Origin of the sequence: Verrucomicrobium spinosum DSM 4136 = JCM 18804 (genome assembly GCF_000172155.1) — a bacterium.
Taxonomy (GTDB): Bacteria; Verrucomicrobiota; Verrucomicrobiia; order Verrucomicrobiales; family Verrucomicrobiaceae; genus Verrucomicrobium; species Verrucomicrobium spinosum.
Map to the genome: position 1 here is coordinate 5,971,521 of NZ_ABIZ01000001.1, position 17,474 is coordinate 5,988,994.

At 60.1% G+C, this 17,474-nt stretch carries 14 protein-coding genes; 9 read left to right on the forward strand and 5 right to left on the reverse strand.

Annotated features, from left to right (window positions below; translation table 11 throughout):
- Positions 1-36: 36 nt before the first annotated feature.
- Positions 37-4,134, reverse strand: a complete 4,098-nt coding sequence (gene vccA / locus VSP_RS24180) for a Verru_Chthon cassette protein A (protein WP_009963940.1) — start codon at positions 4,132-4,134, stop codon at positions 37-39.
- A gap of 480 nt (positions 4,135-4,614) precedes the next feature.
- Here vccA and VSP_RS37205 point away from each other — a divergent pair, with 480 nt between their 5' ends.
- The 9 genes from VSP_RS37205 (at position 4,615) to VSP_RS24225 (ending at position 13,619) form a co-directional block, all read left to right on the forward strand.
- Positions 4,615-5,589 (forward strand): TerC/Alx family metal homeostasis membrane protein, encoded by a 975-nt coding sequence (locus tag VSP_RS37205; protein ID WP_009963941.1) that lies wholly within the window; start codon positions 4,615-4,617, stop codon positions 5,587-5,589.
- A 100-nt stretch (positions 5,590-5,689) separates the two neighbouring features.
- Positions 5,690-6,241, forward strand: a complete 552-nt coding sequence (locus VSP_RS24190; protein ID WP_009963942.1) for a TerD family protein — start codon at positions 5,690-5,692, stop codon at positions 6,239-6,241.
- Between the two features lie 27 nt (positions 6,242-6,268).
- Positions 6,269-6,886 (forward strand): TerD family protein, encoded by a 618-nt coding sequence (locus tag VSP_RS24195; protein WP_009963943.1) that lies wholly within the window; start codon positions 6,269-6,271, stop codon positions 6,884-6,886.
- A gap of 14 nt (positions 6,887-6,900) precedes the next feature.
- Positions 6,901-7,539, forward strand: a complete 639-nt coding sequence (locus tag VSP_RS24200; RefSeq protein ID WP_009963944.1) for a vWA domain-containing protein — start codon at positions 6,901-6,903, stop codon at positions 7,537-7,539.
- Between the two features lie 39 nt (positions 7,540-7,578).
- Positions 7,579-8,214, forward strand: coding sequence for a vWA domain-containing protein (locus tag VSP_RS24205; RefSeq protein WP_029190724.1), 636 nt, complete (start codon positions 7,579-7,581; stop codon positions 8,212-8,214).
- Between the two features lie 18 nt (positions 8,215-8,232).
- A complete protein-coding gene (locus tag VSP_RS39960; RefSeq protein WP_009963947.1) occupies positions 8,233-10,263 on the forward strand; it encodes a protein phosphatase 2C domain-containing protein in 2,031 nt (676 codons plus the stop codon).
- On the forward strand, positions 10,257-11,756 hold the full coding sequence (locus VSP_RS24215) for a helix-hairpin-helix domain-containing protein (RefSeq protein WP_029190725.1): 1,500 nt from the start codon (positions 10,257-10,259) through the stop codon (positions 11,754-11,756). The genes VSP_RS39960 and VSP_RS24215 overlap by 7 nt, the downstream gene beginning before the upstream one ends.
- A 72-nt stretch (positions 11,757-11,828) precedes the next feature.
- Positions 11,829-12,866: a VWA domain-containing protein gene (locus tag VSP_RS24220; RefSeq protein ID WP_009963951.1), complete on the forward strand. Its 1,038-nt coding sequence runs from the start codon at positions 11,829-11,831 to the stop codon at positions 12,864-12,866.
- A gap of 48 nt (positions 12,867-12,914) precedes the next feature.
- Complete coding sequence (locus tag VSP_RS24225) at positions 12,915-13,619, forward strand: TIGR00266 family protein (protein ID WP_009963952.1); 705 nt, start codon at positions 12,915-12,917, stop codon at positions 13,617-13,619.
- Here the strand turns inward: VSP_RS24225 and VSP_RS37215 are convergent.
- The 4 genes from VSP_RS37215 to VSP_RS37220 are packed head-to-tail and all read right to left on the reverse strand — an operon-like array spanning position 13,557 to position 17,457.
- Positions 13,557-14,522 (reverse strand): HpcH/HpaI aldolase/citrate lyase family protein, encoded by a 966-nt coding sequence (locus tag VSP_RS37215; RefSeq protein ID WP_009963953.1) that lies wholly within the window; start codon positions 14,520-14,522, stop codon positions 13,557-13,559. The two genes, VSP_RS24225 and VSP_RS37215, sit on opposite strands and share 63 nt — an antisense overlap.
- Positions 14,523-14,540: 18 nt before the next feature.
- The gene (locus VSP_RS24235; RefSeq protein WP_009963954.1) at positions 14,541-15,650 is read right to left on the reverse strand and encodes a cysteine protease StiP domain-containing protein; all 1,110 of its coding nucleotides are present in this window, start codon (positions 15,648-15,650) and stop codon (positions 14,541-14,543) included.
- Positions 15,651-15,652: 2 nt separating this feature from the next.
- Entirely contained in the window at positions 15,653-16,387 is a 735-nt protein-coding gene (locus VSP_RS24240; RefSeq protein WP_009963955.1) for an HAD family hydrolase, read from the reverse strand.
- Complete coding sequence (locus VSP_RS37220) at positions 16,384-17,457, reverse strand: phosphoribosyltransferase domain-containing protein (RefSeq protein WP_053332381.1); 1,074 nt, start codon at positions 17,455-17,457, stop codon at positions 16,384-16,386. Before VSP_RS37220 ends, VSP_RS24240 begins: the two co-directional genes overlap by 4 nt.
- Positions 17,458-17,474: the final 17 nt, after the last annotated feature.

The window sequence follows — 17,474 nt, forward strand, 5'->3', positions numbered from 1 at the left end:
GTCGCATTTGTCTGGGTTTGGAGGGAGAGATGGGGTTCAAGGAGCAAACTGCTTGCGCTCCACCACACGGAACCGGTAGTGCTGGTCCCAGCTGCGGAAGAAATCCCCGCCGCCCACCATGATCGCCTTCAGTTCCTGGTCATTGGGGTCCATGTATCGCTCCAGCGTGGCTGAACCACGGTGGTTTGAGAGCACAGCATCCTTTGCCTCCACCCACCGGCTCGGGTCGGAGGAGCGGGACTTCTTCAGCATCTGCACCCGGTAGTGCACCGTGAAGGTGTTCGACTTCGTGGTGAGCCGTGGGTAGAGCTGGCCATAGGGAGCTTCACGGGAGTTGTCCCCTGTAAGTTCAAAGCCATTGGGCGTGCCACTGCTGGGGGACTCCAGTCCGCCCGATCCATTCCACCACTCCACCATGTCCGCATATTTAGTGGGAGGCACCTTGGCATCGGTATTGTAGCTGGCCCCGGGAAGCCGGCGCGGCACCAAAAAGATCTCACAGATCTCGGACGCGGACCGGAACACATCCCCCTTGGTGAAGCGATTCTCAAAGCCTTCCAGCGTGGCGTCGGTATTCACTGCGTAGCGCAGCTCATACTTGTGGCGGGTGCCTTCTTTGTAGTTGTTGCCACTCCCGTTGCCCAGACCGGCTGAGGTGGTTCCGCCTGCTGACAACGGGGTGATGGCTGTAAGAACAGTGGACTTGAAAGCCGCATGCAACCCACTGGTGCGCCGGATATGGCGGAACGGCAGCATCTCATAGTTCATATTGATCTTGCCCGCCGTGGAGAAGGCTTCGCTGATGGCATAGGGCTCCACCACCGGCATCCACCACAGGTCCAGCCAGAGGTGATCCCGAGGCCCCTTGAAGCCCTCATGATCCGCCGCGACGGGCTCATTTAAAGCCACCGTCGAGCGAGAGGCGGGGTTCGGACAAAACAAGAGGGTCTGCCATGGCCGGGGCACCTCCGTAGTCGGTGATAACTCGGAAGGGTTCGATCCAAAAATCCCAGAGGGCAGGGAACCAAAGGCCACGGCTGAGGCAATCTGGCGGTTCGGGCTGTAGGTAGGTCCGGCCTCCACATTGAAAGATCCGCGCGAGAAGTATCCCAGGTCCGTGTCATTGGCCTGATTGTTCGTGGAGGCATTGCCCTCGTCTGCCTTGTTGATGTAGGGACCGTCTTCGATCCGGCCGGTACCGTTGTCCCAGTCCCCGGGGCGGTTGTCCGCATTGAAGGCACCCGCCAGTCCACGCGTTACCGCGGGTGGGCAGTCGCGGAAATAAGTCATGCCCTTCACCAACACACCGGCGGTGTTTTGTGTAGAGGGACGATTGGTTCCGTTTCCCTTGCCGATGGTGTCATCACTGCCATAGAACCCAATCTGGCCGGTGTGAGTCTGGCTGCCCTGCCGGAGAAAATGCAAGGCCCGCACATTCGTGTCAGTGTATTTCGGATGCGTGGTGAACCAGGTGGCAGGCACCTGTTCCGTGGCGGCAAGCAGACGTAGATCGCCCTTTGTGGGGCTTGTCGCCGCAGCGTTGATCTCCACGCTGCGGGTCACATCGCCTTCCACGATGAGGCAATTGAAGATCCCCCCGTCCACTTTTTTGTAGAAGCGCTTTGTGATGTCAGTCAGTCCTTTGGTGGTGGCATCTCCAGGCTTCATCTTCGGCACCTGCAAGGTGGCGGGCGGGAAGTTCAGCGTCAGCCGTTGCACGATGCGGGCGTTGGCCTGTGCGCCAAATCCGGTCTGAACCTCCACCTGGATGTTGCCGCCGCTGAAGAGGAATTTGTCTTTACCCGTCACATCCACGAGTTCGCTGTAAAACGGGAACCCCTTTTTCTCATCACTTCGATCCAGGATCTTGTTGCTGCCGGCGGCATCCACGTCCCCACTCCCACCCAGATCAGCGTTCACAAACTGGGCACCCAGGCCCGTAAAAGCCGTGCTATGCCCGCCATCCACCCAGCCGTTGGGCGTACTTGCCCGATTGACTCCAGCGGAGGGAAAACCCATGCCTGCACCGTCCGCCTTGAAGTTGTCCAGACCGGTGATCTTATAGCGGACATTCGCAGACCAGCTCGGCATGCCCACCGTGGGGGAGAATGGCTCCAGCACCATGAAAGCTCGCATCTGCTTCGTTTTCAGGAATCCGTCAGGCAGCGTCTCGCCGGTGTTCTCTGCGGCGACAAAGACTATCGCGACCTCGGTGATCGTGGGGAATCGTCCGAATCCCTTAGTGGATTTGGTGACCGTGGAAGGCACATCGTTCTTGATCCCCGGGATCAGGGGCACCGCCGTGGATTCCCCGAGATTCCCGCCGCCCCGTTGCGGCAGGTACGTGTACTTCGGCTCCATGCCTGTGCTGTAGCTGTTCACCGACCAGCGGAGGAAGTCGAACATCTCCGTCAGAATCTGGTCGCGCCGCACCGGGGTGTACTTGGTTTTGAAGTTGCCCCCAAATCCAGGGACCTCATACGCCTTCACCGCCCCCCCTTCCGACGTGGGCGAGTTGTTTCCCGTAAGCGCCTTGAGGTAGCTCTCATACATGTCCGCATTGCGGCCCGGTGCGGTGACCAGAGGCTTGTTGCCGAAGGAGTCCTCACCGATCCTGAGGTCTCCTTTGGGGTCCTGGCTGGATCCTGGGTTGTCCTTATTGGTGAAGTTCGCCGCCCGTTGAATGTACCAGGTGCGGCCACCGCCCGTTCCCAGGAAAAGCAGAAGCTTGTCCATCGCGTTACGTTGCGAGGCATTTGCCGAAGTGGGCCAGAGTAGAATCCGCGGCTTGTTGAAGAGATTCAGCTCTGGTGCCCTGCTGTGCGCCGTGAGGAAGAAACGGCCAATCTCAATGTCCCGCCAGGTGAGAGCAGGATTCTGCGCGGCCCGGTTCCGATCGTACACCAGCTCATCCAGCGTGGCATAGAGCCGGTCGTCCTTGACGGGTGCCCCGGTGTTGTCCACCAGCGGGATGGCCACCGTGGGAGCCACCGTCCCGCCCATGCTTCCACCCCAAGGGATGCGGGGGCTGATGGCATGGTACCGCTGCACCCTTGCCGAGACCTCTGCATCGGCCATGCCCAAGTCCATTCTCCAGGGTTCGCCAAACGCCTGAAACACGGGGCTCAACGATGTCTGCGCCGGATGGCCAGGATAGCGGGAGAACTCATTCTGCGCCGGCTGTTTCCGCGCGTATTTCGCGTCAGAGTCGGTGTACGCCCGGGGCATGTCCCAGGCGGTGCCTTCGGTGGCGGTGTTGATGTTGATCTTGGTGGAGTCATCATCTGTCCAGAATGCCAGCCGCCCCACAATGGGGTTCGCTTCCGTGGGCCGGTCAGTCTCGGGAAACTCCAAACCTGCCTCCGCCGTGCCGCCCGTGGGGGCCAGGAGCCTGCCGTCAGCCAGCTGATAGAGCCAGCGAACAGGCATGGGAAGTCGAGCCTCCAGATTGTTCTCATCGGCCGGCATCAAGGTTCCCGGCACGACAGCGCCAGCCAGCGGCACGGCCGCCTTCGTGTTGCCACGGAAGTTGAATCCCTCCACCGCCACTCCGCCAGCACGGGGAAAGATGGCCCGGGGATCCGCGATCGGAAACTGAATGCCGACTTTCTGACTGTCGGCCAGCACCACCGGGGCCGGTTCATTCAAGTCCACATACATCCCCGGCACCTTTTGCCAGTTCGCCAGATCAGCTTCGTCCGCGTTCAAGGCGGTGGCCACCTCTGTGGTGGTCAGGCCGCCAGAGGTGGAGGTCACGCCATCCTTCATCACCACCATGCGGTCGTCGCTGTACAGTTTGTACATGGCCACCATTTTGGAGCGGGCATTGCTCGTCGTGGCATCCTTCTCCGTGCCGTACACACGGATCATACCCGGCTGCGAGGCCCAGGTCTGCGTCACCCCGTTTTGCTCAGTAGCCCGTCGGATCTGCGCAATGGCGAGATTCAAGGGCATCTCAGAGAGGTTCCGCGCATCCGCTGTGTCTGAGAAAGCCGCCGCCGCGCGCTGCTCTGTCCGCGCCAAGGTGAGGAAGGCCACGACCAGCATGGAAACCAGGGCAACCGACCCCAAAACCAAGACAAGCGCAATGCCGGACCGACGCCCGCAGAATGCCAAAGCATGTTTAAATTTCATAGCGGAATATTAAGCATTCACATTGTACCCACATCCCCATCTCAAAATGAGTCCTCCAGCGGCTTCGGGCGAACATCATGGCTCCTCTCAGTACAAACGAAATTGACCGCACCAAAGCGCGGGTCCATCTTCCATAATCCAATGCTAAAGACCTGATTTTGAATCCTCAATAAGGAAAGCCATCAGTCACATTAGTAGTTTGTTTTATAGGCATCGCCCGGTTGCTTAGCCACACCCACCGGTCTCCCGATTCCACGCGCGCCATCAAATTCGCAGTATCGGTATCTACATTGTAAACCTATTTACCTTGATGGGTGACATTGGGCTGTCTTCGAACAAGCCCAAAAAATTTGCCCCCCAGCGTCGGGCCGGGCCATGGGGTGGACGCCATTCCACGGCAGACTTTCCCCTTGCACGACTTCCCAGACGCATGTCTAGGGAATCGGCGAAACGCTGGAACAACTGCCCCCCTCTGTTACCATGTTGGAAAACTCCTTATCCGTATTCTCATCCATCAGTCTCACTGACGTCCTGGTCTTCATCGTTCCGTTCGTGCTGGCGGTTCTGGTTGACTTGTTGACCCACAAGAGCGGTCATAAGATCACCATGGGCAATGCCCTGCTGTGGTCCATCATCTGGGTGCTTTGCTCCGCTGCCTTCGGGTACTACATCTGGCTTTCAAGAGGAGCAGAGGCTGGCAGCCTCTATGCGACAGGCTATGTGCTCGAGAAGGCCCTGGCGCTGGACAACCTTTTTGCCTTCTACCTGATCTTCAAATCATTCGGTCTGACACAGGAGAACCGGCAGCACTTCCAGCACCGCATCCTCTATTGGGGCATTTTGGGAGCAATCGTTTTCCGCTTCGTGTTCCTTGGCTTCGGCGCACTGATTGTGAACGTCAGCCCCTACATCCTGATTCTCTTCGCCCTCGTGGTTCTCTGGACCGTGTGGAAGATGTGGAAGAGCTCTGAGGATGATGAAGAAGTGGACTACACCAGCCACTGGTCCGTGCTTGCGGTTCGCAAGTTTGCCTCCACCAATCCTTCCATTGAGAGCGGCAAGTTCTTCCACCATGGCGTCACTCCCCTGTTCCTGTGCCTGATCTGCATTGAGGTTTGTGACGTGATTTTCGCGTTCGATTCCATGCCGGTGATCGTGGCTGTCGTTCGTGATCCGTATCTGATGATCACCTCCAGTCTCTGGGCAGCCGCGGGTCTGCGCAGCTTGTACTTCCTCCTCGTAGCGGCCCAAGGACTGTTCTGGGCTCTGGACAAGGCAGTCATGGTCTTGCTCATCTTCGTCTCTGGCAAGCTCATTGGGAGCGCGTTTGGCTTCCATCTTCCGAATGTCGTCAGCCTTTCCATCGTCGCAGTTGTCCTTCTTACCGGAGTGGTTTGGTCCCTCGCGGTCAAGGCACCTGAAGACGGGGAAAACGGCGACATAGCTGAGAAGTAACCGTCCCCCCAGGACAACTTCCCACACCCTCAAGTGCCAGCGCCATCGCGCTGGCACCAGGATCATCACAACCAAAACCTCTTTTCTAGAAAAGACAGCGATGGCCATCAATCTAAGCAAGGGACAACGGGTAGATATCGGGCTGCAGAAAATCGGCGTCGGCCTCGGCTGGGATCCGGCCAAGACCGGCCAGGATTTCGACCTGGATGCATCAGCATTCCTGCTGGGTGCCAACAACAAGATCCCCGCAGACGAGTTCTTCGTTTTCTACAACAACACCCAGTCGCCAGACGGTGCGGTCACATCCTCAGGAGATGATCGCACGGGCGGCAATTCAGACGGGGACGATGAAACCCTCACGCTCGATCTGGGCAAGGTGGATCCGCGCGTGGAGCAGATCATCTTCACCGTCACGATCCACGATTACGAATCCCGACGTCAGAACTTCGGTCAGGTGCGCAATTCGTTCATTCGCATCTATGACGCCGCCTCCGGGGATGAGATCTGCAAGTATGAGCTTGATGAAGACTTCTCCGTTGAGACCGCCGTCGAATTCGGACGCCTCTACAAACGGAACGGTGCCTGGCGCTTTGAAGCCATGGGCCTGGCCACCACCGGTGGTCTCCAGGCCTATGTGAACAAGTACGCTTAGCCATCCACCCCTTCACCCATCCCCAACATGGCCATCAACCTCCAAAAAGGCCAGACCATCAGTCTGGAAAAAGATACCAACGATCTCAGCCAGATCACCATCGGGTTGGGTTGGAAGATTCGTAAAAAAGGCTTCTTCGCCAAGCTGACCGGCGGCAGTCAGGATCATGACCTGGACGCCATTGCGTTTGTGCTGAATGAACAGGGCAAGGTGCGCAACCTTGGCGAGAAGCTCATCGGCAGTGATGTCATCTTTTTTCAGAACCTTCGTCACCCGAGCGGGGCCATCTACCACTCAGGCGACAATCGGGTGGGGGGCAGCGGCGACAATGACGATGAGCAAATCGTAGTACGCCTGAACTCGATGCCCCCCCAATATCACCGCATTCTCTTCCTCGTGCAGATTTACCAGGGGCGGAAAAACAACCAGCACTTCGGCGAGGTGGAAAACGCCTACATGCGGGCCATCGACGCCAAGGGGAAGGAGATCGCGCGCTACAGCCTGGGAGCTGATCCCAACTACAACGGCAAGTGCATCATGGTCTTTGGTGAAGTGGCCCGCCAGGGCAGCGGCTGGAAGTTCAGCGCCCTGGGTGAAGGCCATGCCACTGATAACTTTGTGGAGATCTTGAAGACGCTCATTTAACCTCCTTTCATCCTATGAGACGACTCCCTGTTTTCCTCCTTCTCGACACCTCAGGCTCCATGTTTGGCGAGCCCATTGAACAGGTGAAGAACGGTGTGCAAATGCTGGTCTCCGCACTGCGTCAGGACCCCTACGCTCTGGAGACCGCTTTCCTCAGTGTCATCACGTTCGACTCGAATGCCACCGAAAAGGTTCCACTCACAGAGTTGACCGCCTTTCAGGTGCCTGCCCTCACCGCCCAGGGAGCCACCTCCCTCGGCGACGCATTGACGCTGGTCGCTGATGTCGCCTCCAAACAACTGGCCAAAACCACCGCCACCACCAAGGGAGACTGGAAGCCCATGGTGTTCATCATGACGGACGGTGCCCCCACAGATGACTGGAAGAAAGGCCTCGGCCGTTTCCAACAGGAGAAATGGGGTGTGGTCGTGGGATGCGCCGTGAACAAGGGAGACGCCACCGTGCTCAAGCAGATTGCTGGCGAGGCAGTGGTGCGCCTGGACACCTCAGACCACACGGCTATGGCCAAGTTCTTCAAGTGGGTGTCCGCCTCCGTCAGCAGCAACAGCAAAGCCGTCGAGACTGCTGGCAAAGAGGTGGAAGGGCTGGATCAACTGCCGCCCCCACCGCCCGAGATCAAAGTGGTGGTCTAGCCTGCCAACCTCCCCAGAAACCCCTACATCCCTCACCTCATGCGACGCCTGCCTGTTTATCTCCTCATCGATACATCTGGTTCGATGAAAGGAGAACCCCTGGAGTCTGTGAAAGTCGGGCTTCAGGCCATGCTCAGCGGCTTGCGGCAGGATCCCCATGCGCTGGAGTCCCTGCACCTCTCCATCATCACTTTCGACAGGGAAGTGAAGGTGGTGCTGCCTCTCAGCAGTCTGGAGACTCTCCAGCTCCCTCCCATCGTCTGCCCTGACTCCGGACCGACCAACCTTGGAGCCGCTCTTGAGGTCCTGTGCCAAAGGGTGGACACAGAGGTGCTCAAATCTCAGGGGGAGAACAAAGGAGACTGGAAGCCGATCCTCTTTGTCATGACCGACGGTTCCCCGTCCGACATCATGCTCTACAAGGAGACCGTCCCCCAGGTGAAGAAGCGCGGATTCGCCAGCATCATCGCCTGCGCGGCCGGCCCCAAGGCCAGGAAGGACGAACTCCTCCCGCTGGCCGACCATGTGGTGACGCTGGACACAATGGACAGCGGTAGTTTCCTCAGCTTCTTCCGCTGGGTTTCATCCAGTGTGGCTGCGGGAAATGTGAGCATGGGCGCCAGCACGGAGATCCACCTGCCCCCTCCGCCACCTGAAGTGAACCTGGTGTTCTAACCTCCCTGTCCTCTCTGCATGGCAGCCATCAATTCCCTCGGCACAAGGAATGAGCAGCGGCAGCCGCTGCACAAGTTTTTGCTGGGAAACCGGCACCTGATTCAGGCCGATCCGGCAAGGATCGTCCTTCCCCTTCTCCAGTGCCTCGCAGAGATTCATGCAGAGGGCAAGTCGCATGGGGCGGTCTGCGCTCAGAGGCTCATGTGCGCCCCCAATGGAGATTTCGATGTGGCCTTCTTCCGCCACCGCATTGGCTGGGACGAGGGGCTGACGGCTGCGGAGACCTACTACGGCTACCCTAGCGGCCAGGGCGAGACCATGGAGGAACAGCAACAGCGCGACAAGCAGGCGCTGGCCAATGTGCTGCACCTCCTGATGCTGGGCCACGAAGCACCTCCCCCTCCCGCGAGACTGACAGCCAGCATTGTCAGCAGACTGGGTGAAGACACCCCTTGGCCGCAAGGATTTGTGTCCCTGGTCGAGCACTTGCTGACCATGGAGGGGCACGAGCCCACGCCAGAACTGGATGCCTTGATCCACGCCCTGGCACCTACAGCCCCTCTGCCGCCCGCGGAGGCGGTGGCGATCTCCTCCCTGCCGGAAATTCCTCCGAGCCCGGCGAATGAGGAGCTTGTTCCCGCTCCCGCGGAGATCATGGTGCCAGAAGTGGCAGCCTCCGATACGGAGGCTCCACCTCCTCCCCTCTGCATTGAAAAAAAGTTCGAGGCCTCGCCCGCGGCTCCGTCTCAGGCAGCCCCCACCCCTGTTTCTCCTGACGTGAATTTCCGTGAACCTCCCACCCCGTCCCCCCTGCCCTCCTACCCGGTGCGGTTGCCCAATGCCACGGTAGGTCGGGATTACACAGCCAACGTTCTGACGCACCTGGCAACCGGCGCACTGACTTTTGCTTCTTTTGAACCAGCCGCTGCCCTGCCAGATGGCTTGGCCACCGATGGCATCACCATCACAGGCAGCCCTCTGCTTGCAGGTGAGTACGAGATCCCTGTCGCCTGCCTGATTCAGGGCGCCGATCCTGACCGTCCCGACAAGCTGTTGAGGACGCTGCAGATCACCATCAACGCGGATCCACGCTCCCTCTGGAAGAATCAGGAGTCCGACCCCACATCTCCCTTTTGGAAGCCGGATGCCGAGTCTGCCGCTCTCACAGACACGCCCAGGCTTGTAGCCGCCGCAAGCTTGCGCGGCCGCTCCCACGCCCATGTAGGGAGCTGCCGGGATGATGATTTCTCACTCGCGTGGTTTCCTGCATCCGGGTGGTATGCCCTGACGGTGGCTGATGGCGCAGGCAGCGCCAAGTATTCCCGGCAAGGCTCCAAGATTGCCTGTGCCAAGGTCAAAGAACACTTTGCCAGCCTCTTGGGGGAGAATGGCCAGGATACCCTGACTCCGCTGACGGAAGCCTGGGCTGCTGACGCGGAGGCGGTGGACAAACGCAATGCCGTGCGCAGTGAGTTGTACAATCAGTTTGGCCGGGCGGCGTACTCAGCCCGCAAGGCGATTGAAGACCAGGCCAATGAAGCCCAGGCCACTCTGCGGGACTTTCACACCACGCTCATCATCACGCTCGCCCGTCCCATGCCCACCGGCAGCTGGTTCATCGCCGCCTTCTCAGTCGGTGACGGTGGGGCCGCGGTCATCGGCGTACCGGACGGGGCTACGTGTCTGCTAACCCAGCCGGACGGCGGCGAGTTCGCCGGGCAGACCATCTTCCTCACCATGAAGGAAGTTCTGGCCACAGGGGAAGGCATCATGAACCGGATCAAGTTCGCTCTGGTCCCGCAGTTCGATGCCCTCGTCCTGGTCACCGATGGCATCTCAGATCCCAAGTTCAACAGTGAAGTGGCTCTGGCGGATCCAGCGGCATGGCAGGAACTCTGGACGGAACTGCGCCCGCTGGTGGCGGGGGCAGGCTCACGTGATGGGGCCGCCGCAAGCCTGCTCCAGTGGATGAACTTTTTCTCCCCCGGTCACCATGATGATCGCACCATCGCGGTCCTCTGCGAAACCCATCTCCCCTCCCCATCATGAGCATCGTCAAACTGAAAGCCACCGACGGCACAGAATTTGAGTTCGACAGCGCCAACCCGGCGGGCTCGGGCGGGATGAAGGACGTGTACTTCTCCAAGGACAAGAAGCAAGTCGTGGGCTGGTACCGCAAGAAGCCGGACTACAACGCCATGGAGCGGCTGCGGAACATCGTCGGCGTGTACCGGGAGCGCATCTTCCAGCAGGAGGGCGGGGCTTATTGGGAGCCTTTGTTCTGCTGGCCCACCCACATCATCGAAGACCAGGGCCACATTGGCATTGTCATGCCGACCTACAAGTCTCACTTCTTCTTCCAGTATGGGTCGAAGAACGACGACTTCCTGAGCATCAAGGGAAAGGAGAAGGAGGGCAAGTGGTTCGCTTCAGCCAATCACCAGCAAAAGCACCTCGACCCCAGGGAGCGAGGAAACTGGCTGAGCTACTTCACCACCTGCATCAAGATCGCGCGGTCCGTGGGACGTCTGCACATGGCGGGATTGGCCCACTCAGACCTCTCCTACAAGAACGTGCTGGTCGATCCTGCCGGTGGAAATGCCTGCATCATCGACATCGATACCCTGGTCGTGCCCGGCCGCTATCCCCCCGATGTGGTGGGCACGCCGGACTTCATCGCCCCGGAGGTGATGGCGACTCTCAAACTGCCTGTGGGGGACCCCAAAAAGCACCTCCCCCGCATTGAAACAGACCGCCATGCCCTGGCTGTGCTGGTCTATATGTATCTGCTCTATCGTCACCCTCTGCGCGGGCGGAAGATCCACGATGCGGATCCGCAAAAGGACGAGGAGCTGGGCATGGGGGAAAGGGCACTCTTCATCGAGCACCCCTCAGATTCCTCGAACCGGAGTGATCCCACGTCCGTCAAGCCGGGTTTCCTCCCCTTTGCGGACACCACGAAGATCCCCTACACCGTCTGCGGCCCCTACCTAAAGGAGGTCTTTGACAAGGCTTTCATCACCGGCCTGCATGCTCCGGACCATCGTCCCACGGTGCAGGACATGGAGACAGCACTGGTCAAGACAGTGGATCTGGCCCAGCCCTGTGCAAACCCCAACTGTGACCAGAAATGGTTCGTCTTTGACAACAGCACCAAGCCCCGCTGCCCCTTCTGTGGCACCGCCTTCGTGGGGCCTCTGCCCGTGCTGAACCTGTACTCCTCCCGCGGAGGCGGGAAGTTCCTGCCGGACAACCACCGGCTCATGGTGTACTCCAACCAATACCTCTATCCCTGGCATGTCTCGAGACTGGTGTTCCCCAGCGCCAGACTGACCGAGGCCCAGCGCAAGCCCGTGGGCTACTTTGTCTTTCACGGCGGGAAGTGGCTGCTGGTGAACCAGTCGCTTCCCGGGCTCAAAGATGTCGGCACGGGTGAAGCCATCCTGCCCGGGAACCGGGTGGAGCTGAAGAACGATCAGAAGCTGCTGCTCAGCCCGGAAGAGGGCGGCCGCCTGATCCACATCCAGATGGCCAACGTGTAGCCGCCGCCCACGGGCACAGTCGTTTCATTCATCCTCATCCCCCGGTTTCAAAGCCCACCCCTTCTCCATCCCATGCGCCGTCTTCCTGTCTATGTCTTGTTGGATTGCTCCGAGTCCATGATTGGAAACGGTCTCAGGGGCATGCGCACCGGCATCAGCAGCATGTTGAAGGCGCTGCGCCAGAACCCGCATGCGCTGGAGACCGCCTGGATCTCCTTCATCACCTTCGACAGCCGGGCCGAGCTGAAGTCTCCTTTGCAGAGCCTTGACGAGGTGCAACCGCCCCGCCTGCTGGTGCGACCCGGCACCTCGCTGGGCAGTGCTCTTTTGCTGCTCTCTGAGCGCATCCTGCAGGAGGTCAAACGCACTCAGCCCGGCACACTGACCAAAGGGGATTTCCGGCCCATCGTCATCCTCATCACCGATGGACAGCCCACGGACGACTGGCGCTCCGCCCTGCGTGAGATGAACAGCACCGTTAAGATCGCGAACCTCTACGCTGTGGGCTGCGGGGACGACATCGACTTTGCCGGACTGCGGGAGATGACGGACGTGGTGCTCAACCTGCAACAGACGGACGAGCAGGGCTGGGCCAAGCTGTTCGTCTGGATCAGTGAAACCGTCTCCACCGCCAGCCGCGGGGTGGCTGATGGCGATGAACGCGAGCTCATGCTGGCCAAGCTGCCCGATTCCGTGGAGAAGATCGAGGACGAGGACATCCCCTCCTACAGCGGAGAGTATGGCCGCGCCCGCCAGCTCTTCCTCACGGCCCTCTGCGGTGAGAATAAGCAGCCCTATCTCATGCGCTACCGCTGGGAGCCTGACTATCGTGTCTATATTCCCGCAGCGTCCCACATCATGGACGCAGAGACCTGCGACTTCAGCACCCGGGGTGGCACCGGCCTTCCCGCCGTCAATTCCCATGAGGTGGATGGCTGCCCCCCATGCGCTCACTGCGGCAATCCTTCCGCCGGCTCCTGCGGCAATTGCGGCACGGTCTTTTGCGGCTCTTCCCGGCAAAAAGACGGCTCCAGCATCTGCCCCGGCTGCGGGGCCATCCTTCGCCCTGGAGGCAGCGGGGAGTTCAAAATCAAGGCCAGCGAAGGCTGAACGCCTCGCGTCAGACAATATCCAACCAGTCTCTCTATTTTTCCTCCCATGCCCACTTTCCAAGTCGTTGGTAACGTTGATCCCTTCCTGCATGTCTCCATGACTCGTGGCGAGTCCATCTATGCCGAACGCGGCGCGATGGTCACCATGGATGGCACCCTGGAGTTAAAAGGAGAAGTCCGTGGAGGCATCATGCGTGCACTGGCCCGGCGTCTGGCGTCTGGCGAGTCCTTCTTTCAGCAGAGTGTGGTGGCCACCAATGGCGATGGCGATGTGTTGCTGTCTCCCAACATGCCGGGCGACGTGATGATCCTCGACTGCGGGGCCAAACAGTACCGGCTCAATGACGGCGCCTTCCTCGCCGCGGAGAGCACCGTGGAGATCAAAACGACCACTCAGGGGATCTCCCAAGGCCTGTTTGGCGGCACGGGTGGCTGGTTCATCATGGAAAGCGCAGGTCGCGGCAAGCTGGCCATCTCAGGCTTTGGTGCCCTCTTTGCCATCGACGTCAACCCCACCACGGGAACGATTGTGGACAACAGCCATGTGGTGGCATGGGACTCTACGCTCCAGTACAACATCACCGCATCCACAACGGGACGCGGCTTCTTCAGCAACATCATGAACTCCATGACCAGTGGTGAAGGGCTCGTGAACCGCTTCAGCGGCACCGGTCAAGTGATCATCGCCTCACGCAACCGCGCTGGTTTTGTGGACTGGATAGCAAGCCTGATCACTCCCGCTCGAGGGTAAGGACTGGATCACGGGGGAGCCCAAAAGCTCCTCCGCTTCGCGGTGCAGGACATCCCGCAAGACGAGACGCCGCGCCCACTCCGCATGGCACGCGGTTTCATGCATGGAGCCGTTGAGACCAAACACCGCCGGGGAGTCTGGATGCAGGATGAGCCGGGCTTCATCCAGCTCCTCCTCGGAAGGACGGTAGGCAGCCCAGATGGCAGCCACCTGAGTGGGATTGAGGGCAGTCTTGCAGAAGATGCCACGATGAATGTCCTGCTCCACTTCACGACGCAGGGTCTCCAAATCATCCAGGCGGTCAAACACCGGTCCGCACAGCGGCAGATCGTGTGCGCAGAACACCTCGATCAGCTCATCAATAATCCGGCCCAGCGGTGTTTCATAAACCGTGAAACCCCGCGGACGGCGAAGCCCCCCGAGCTGGGCAAAGAGATCATTGGCACCGATACGCACCCGCAGGATGCTCTCGCGATGTTCTGCACAGACGGCAGCCAGCTCACGTCGGCCACCTGCGTCGAGCGTTTCCCGGGACTCCAGAATGGGCACCAGAGGAAACCGGCCGTCGAGGATCTGGATCCAGTGATAGATGGTGGCTGAAGTAGCCTTGGGCAACACGAACGCCGTGATATGGTCCAAATGCGCAGTGTTCAGCAAGCGGGAAAGCATGTCCGAATCCGCCGGTCGTACCAACAACGCCCGCGGAGGCGCAGACTCGATGCGGTGCAAAACTTCACACAAGTCCGTGGCCGCGCGGGAGCGATCATCCGGGCGGACGGCATCCTCCAGACAAACTGCCAACGAACAAATGCCGAGGTTCTTCCTCCCTCCCAAGATATCCTGGAGACCAGGCCGGGAAGCGGGAACATAGAGCAAAGGAGCCAGGCTGAGGGGGGCAGTCATGTGAGGCTAAAGTAGCAGTTATTGAGCAACATTCGCGATTAAAGCAACCGCGGCAAACGGCATCTGGCGCACCTCCAGGGGCACACCCCGAAGCTGGGCCAGCTGTCGGATGAGCGCGGCGTCCGCCTCATGAGCGTCTGGAGAAAGCAATACCACCCGTGGCAAACGGCGCAGCAGCACACGCACCGTCTCGCCAATGCCGAGCTTGATCCGGTTGCGATCCGTCATGCCATGTTCCTCCAACAAGGCGGAGAGAAAAGCATGGGCGGCAACATAGCGGGGCTGACCGCCAGAGGAGTTGCGAGGAGATTGCTGGGCGGGGTCCAGGGCGGCCATCTTCTCAAGCATCACGCGGACAAACCACTGGCTCACATCGTAGCGCCGCAGATGACGCAGTTCAACGCAGCCATGCCACTCACTGCCCCCCTCTTCCCCACGAGGCAGCACTGACCGCGAGACCAGTCCGGAAACTGTACCCCCCAGCAGAGTGGAGGGGATCAGGTAGTCCCGCGCATTGGGGGCATAACAGGCCGCTCCACACACATCGAGCGGGGTCCACAGACCGTCATTAATTTCCTCAAACTCCGGCTTCCCTGCCAGGGACTCCCGCAGCTCTGTGGCGATGGTCCCCTTCCCCGTCCAGCCGTCAACAAAACGCAGGCTCTGGGCCGGGTGATTCTCCAGCATGGTGCGCAGTGCTGCATAATCCACACCGCGGTCACGTATGATGGAGATCGAATAGTGAGACACACGCAGGTCCGGCCTGGTCTGGCGCAAGCGGTGCCAGAGAAGCGTGCCGATGGGGGTCCCCGCCCGGGCAATGGAAGCGATGACCACCTCCCCCTCGTGCGCGCTCTCCGCGAGGGCCGCAGCCAGTCCGCAGATGTCCTGTGCCAGCTGGGCACCATTGGTGCGCAGACTCTCCCGAAACAATCGCAACCTCTGCCGGGTAGGAGCATCCTCCGGACCGATCATCTCACTGTAGTGCCGCTGTCCGCTCTGAATAAGGCGCTCCCGCTCCTCCAATGGGGTGGCAGACACCTCAATCCTCCGGAGCAAAAAAGTCACCTCCCCGGGCAGATAACTGCCGGAGAAACTGGCTTGGACGGGTGGATCAAGGGTCATCATTGTTAGGGAACCGTAATGCATTGCTCCAGCTTGCTTCCCGCTGGAATGCCGAGAAACGAACAGGCTTTCATAAACTCAAAATCCGCAGGCATGTCCCCCAGTCCCATCAGGGGTGGGACGCCACCGGCAAACCGATCTCGGTAGGCAGCAAGCCCCAGCAGTTTTGATACCCCGGGCGGCAGGACCTGCAGTTCGTTCTTCAACAAAGCAGCCCGGCACTGGCGGACCTGCAACGTGGAGAGCAGGTTCACGCCAGCGTCCGTCCGCCACCATTCCTCGTCGGCCTTGGCAACCAGATAGGCAGGCAGAGGCGTGCCGCTCGCGACGAGACGGGGACGGGCTGCCCCTTGCGACATCTCCGCGATTTGCAGCCGGACGGCCTCCAATTCCTCACCCGCGGTCGAGAGCACAATTGACATGTGGTCGTTCCACTCGGAGTCAAGGTCGCCGTCCTGCCCCACCATGATGGCACCGTTGGCGAGGATGGCTCCGCGGAAACTGATCCCTTCAATGGCAACTCGGGAGAAAGAGTCCAGATCACGGGCTGTCACGGCCACAATATCAAAGTGGTTCGCCAGGGCTCGCATCAGCACATACGTGGCGCGAGGCATCCATGACGATGCAACCGGACCTGCATCCGTCTCCCTCCAGGTGGCTGGCACAGCCTCAGTCCCCGCGAATGCGCGGGCAAACAACGTGCCGTCCAGGTCTGTCGCAATCCAGTCGCGGTGACTCATGGGTTCAATGTGCCGGGAAGTGGCAGAACTTCCAGCCGGGAAATGTGATGAATCGGGTGCCAGGGAGGCGGGAGAACGTCTTCACAGCACAGCAGAACCCGGTCATAACCATGGTCCTCCGGCACGTTGTAGAGAAACTCCGTGTGACTCTCTCCTGTAAGAGCAGGAAACGACCTGACATGACCTATGGCGCCGCCAGGCAGCACCGGAGAGCGGGTGGTGGCCTGTACCCAGGCAATGACCCCTCTGGCCTCCAGATCAGCCGCCAGAAGCAGTGGCTGATAGCCATACTCGCCTGTCCCGATCACGAGTATGCGATGCCCTGGATTCACTTGCACCTGCCAGGGCAGATGCTGTGGGTGAGACAAGCCGTGCCGGGTTCCCCGACGTGCCAGCCCCGCACGATCTGGATGAGGGACGGCAGGAGGAGCTTGTCCAAAAGCGCCTGTCTCGACAAACTCAAATCCCCCTTCCACCAAAGAGTGGAAAGCAGCAAATTCCGACTCCGTTGACTGGGCATCGGTCATCCATCGCGCGAGCACCGCAAGCTCACGCTGCAACGAGTCGGGGGCTATACCCCGCCAGCCGGCATAACTGGCGACCAATCCCAATGCAGTCCGTCCCGTCGTCGCCTCGTCATCCACCACCACCACTCTGCGAGCGGTCGTGAAAAGGTTCTCAGGATCATCCTCAGGTGACGGGAGGTGCACCAGATGCGCCATGGCGTGGGAGTGACTCTCCACGAACTCAAAGGCAATGCCCCCCCCCGTGGGTCGCCGGGTGCTCTCTATGTAGAACCCCTGCCCTCCCCTCTGGCACCAGGCGGCATACACCGCCTGGGCGAGCGTGGTGGCAGTCTCAGCCATGCCCACGAACAGGACGGGGCCATCTGCAGGGTCGATGGAAATCTTGTCCGCCAGACGGCTTGCGACATCCTGCATGGCCACGGGCCGGGTGGGCATGTGCCTGCCCAGCACCTTGCTGACGAAGAGGAACCGACGCCGGGCATTGTGTCTCAAGGCAAAGTCGCAGATCTCCGGCAGAGGGAGTTCCTCCTTCCGCATGGACATGCGCAAAATCCCACCAG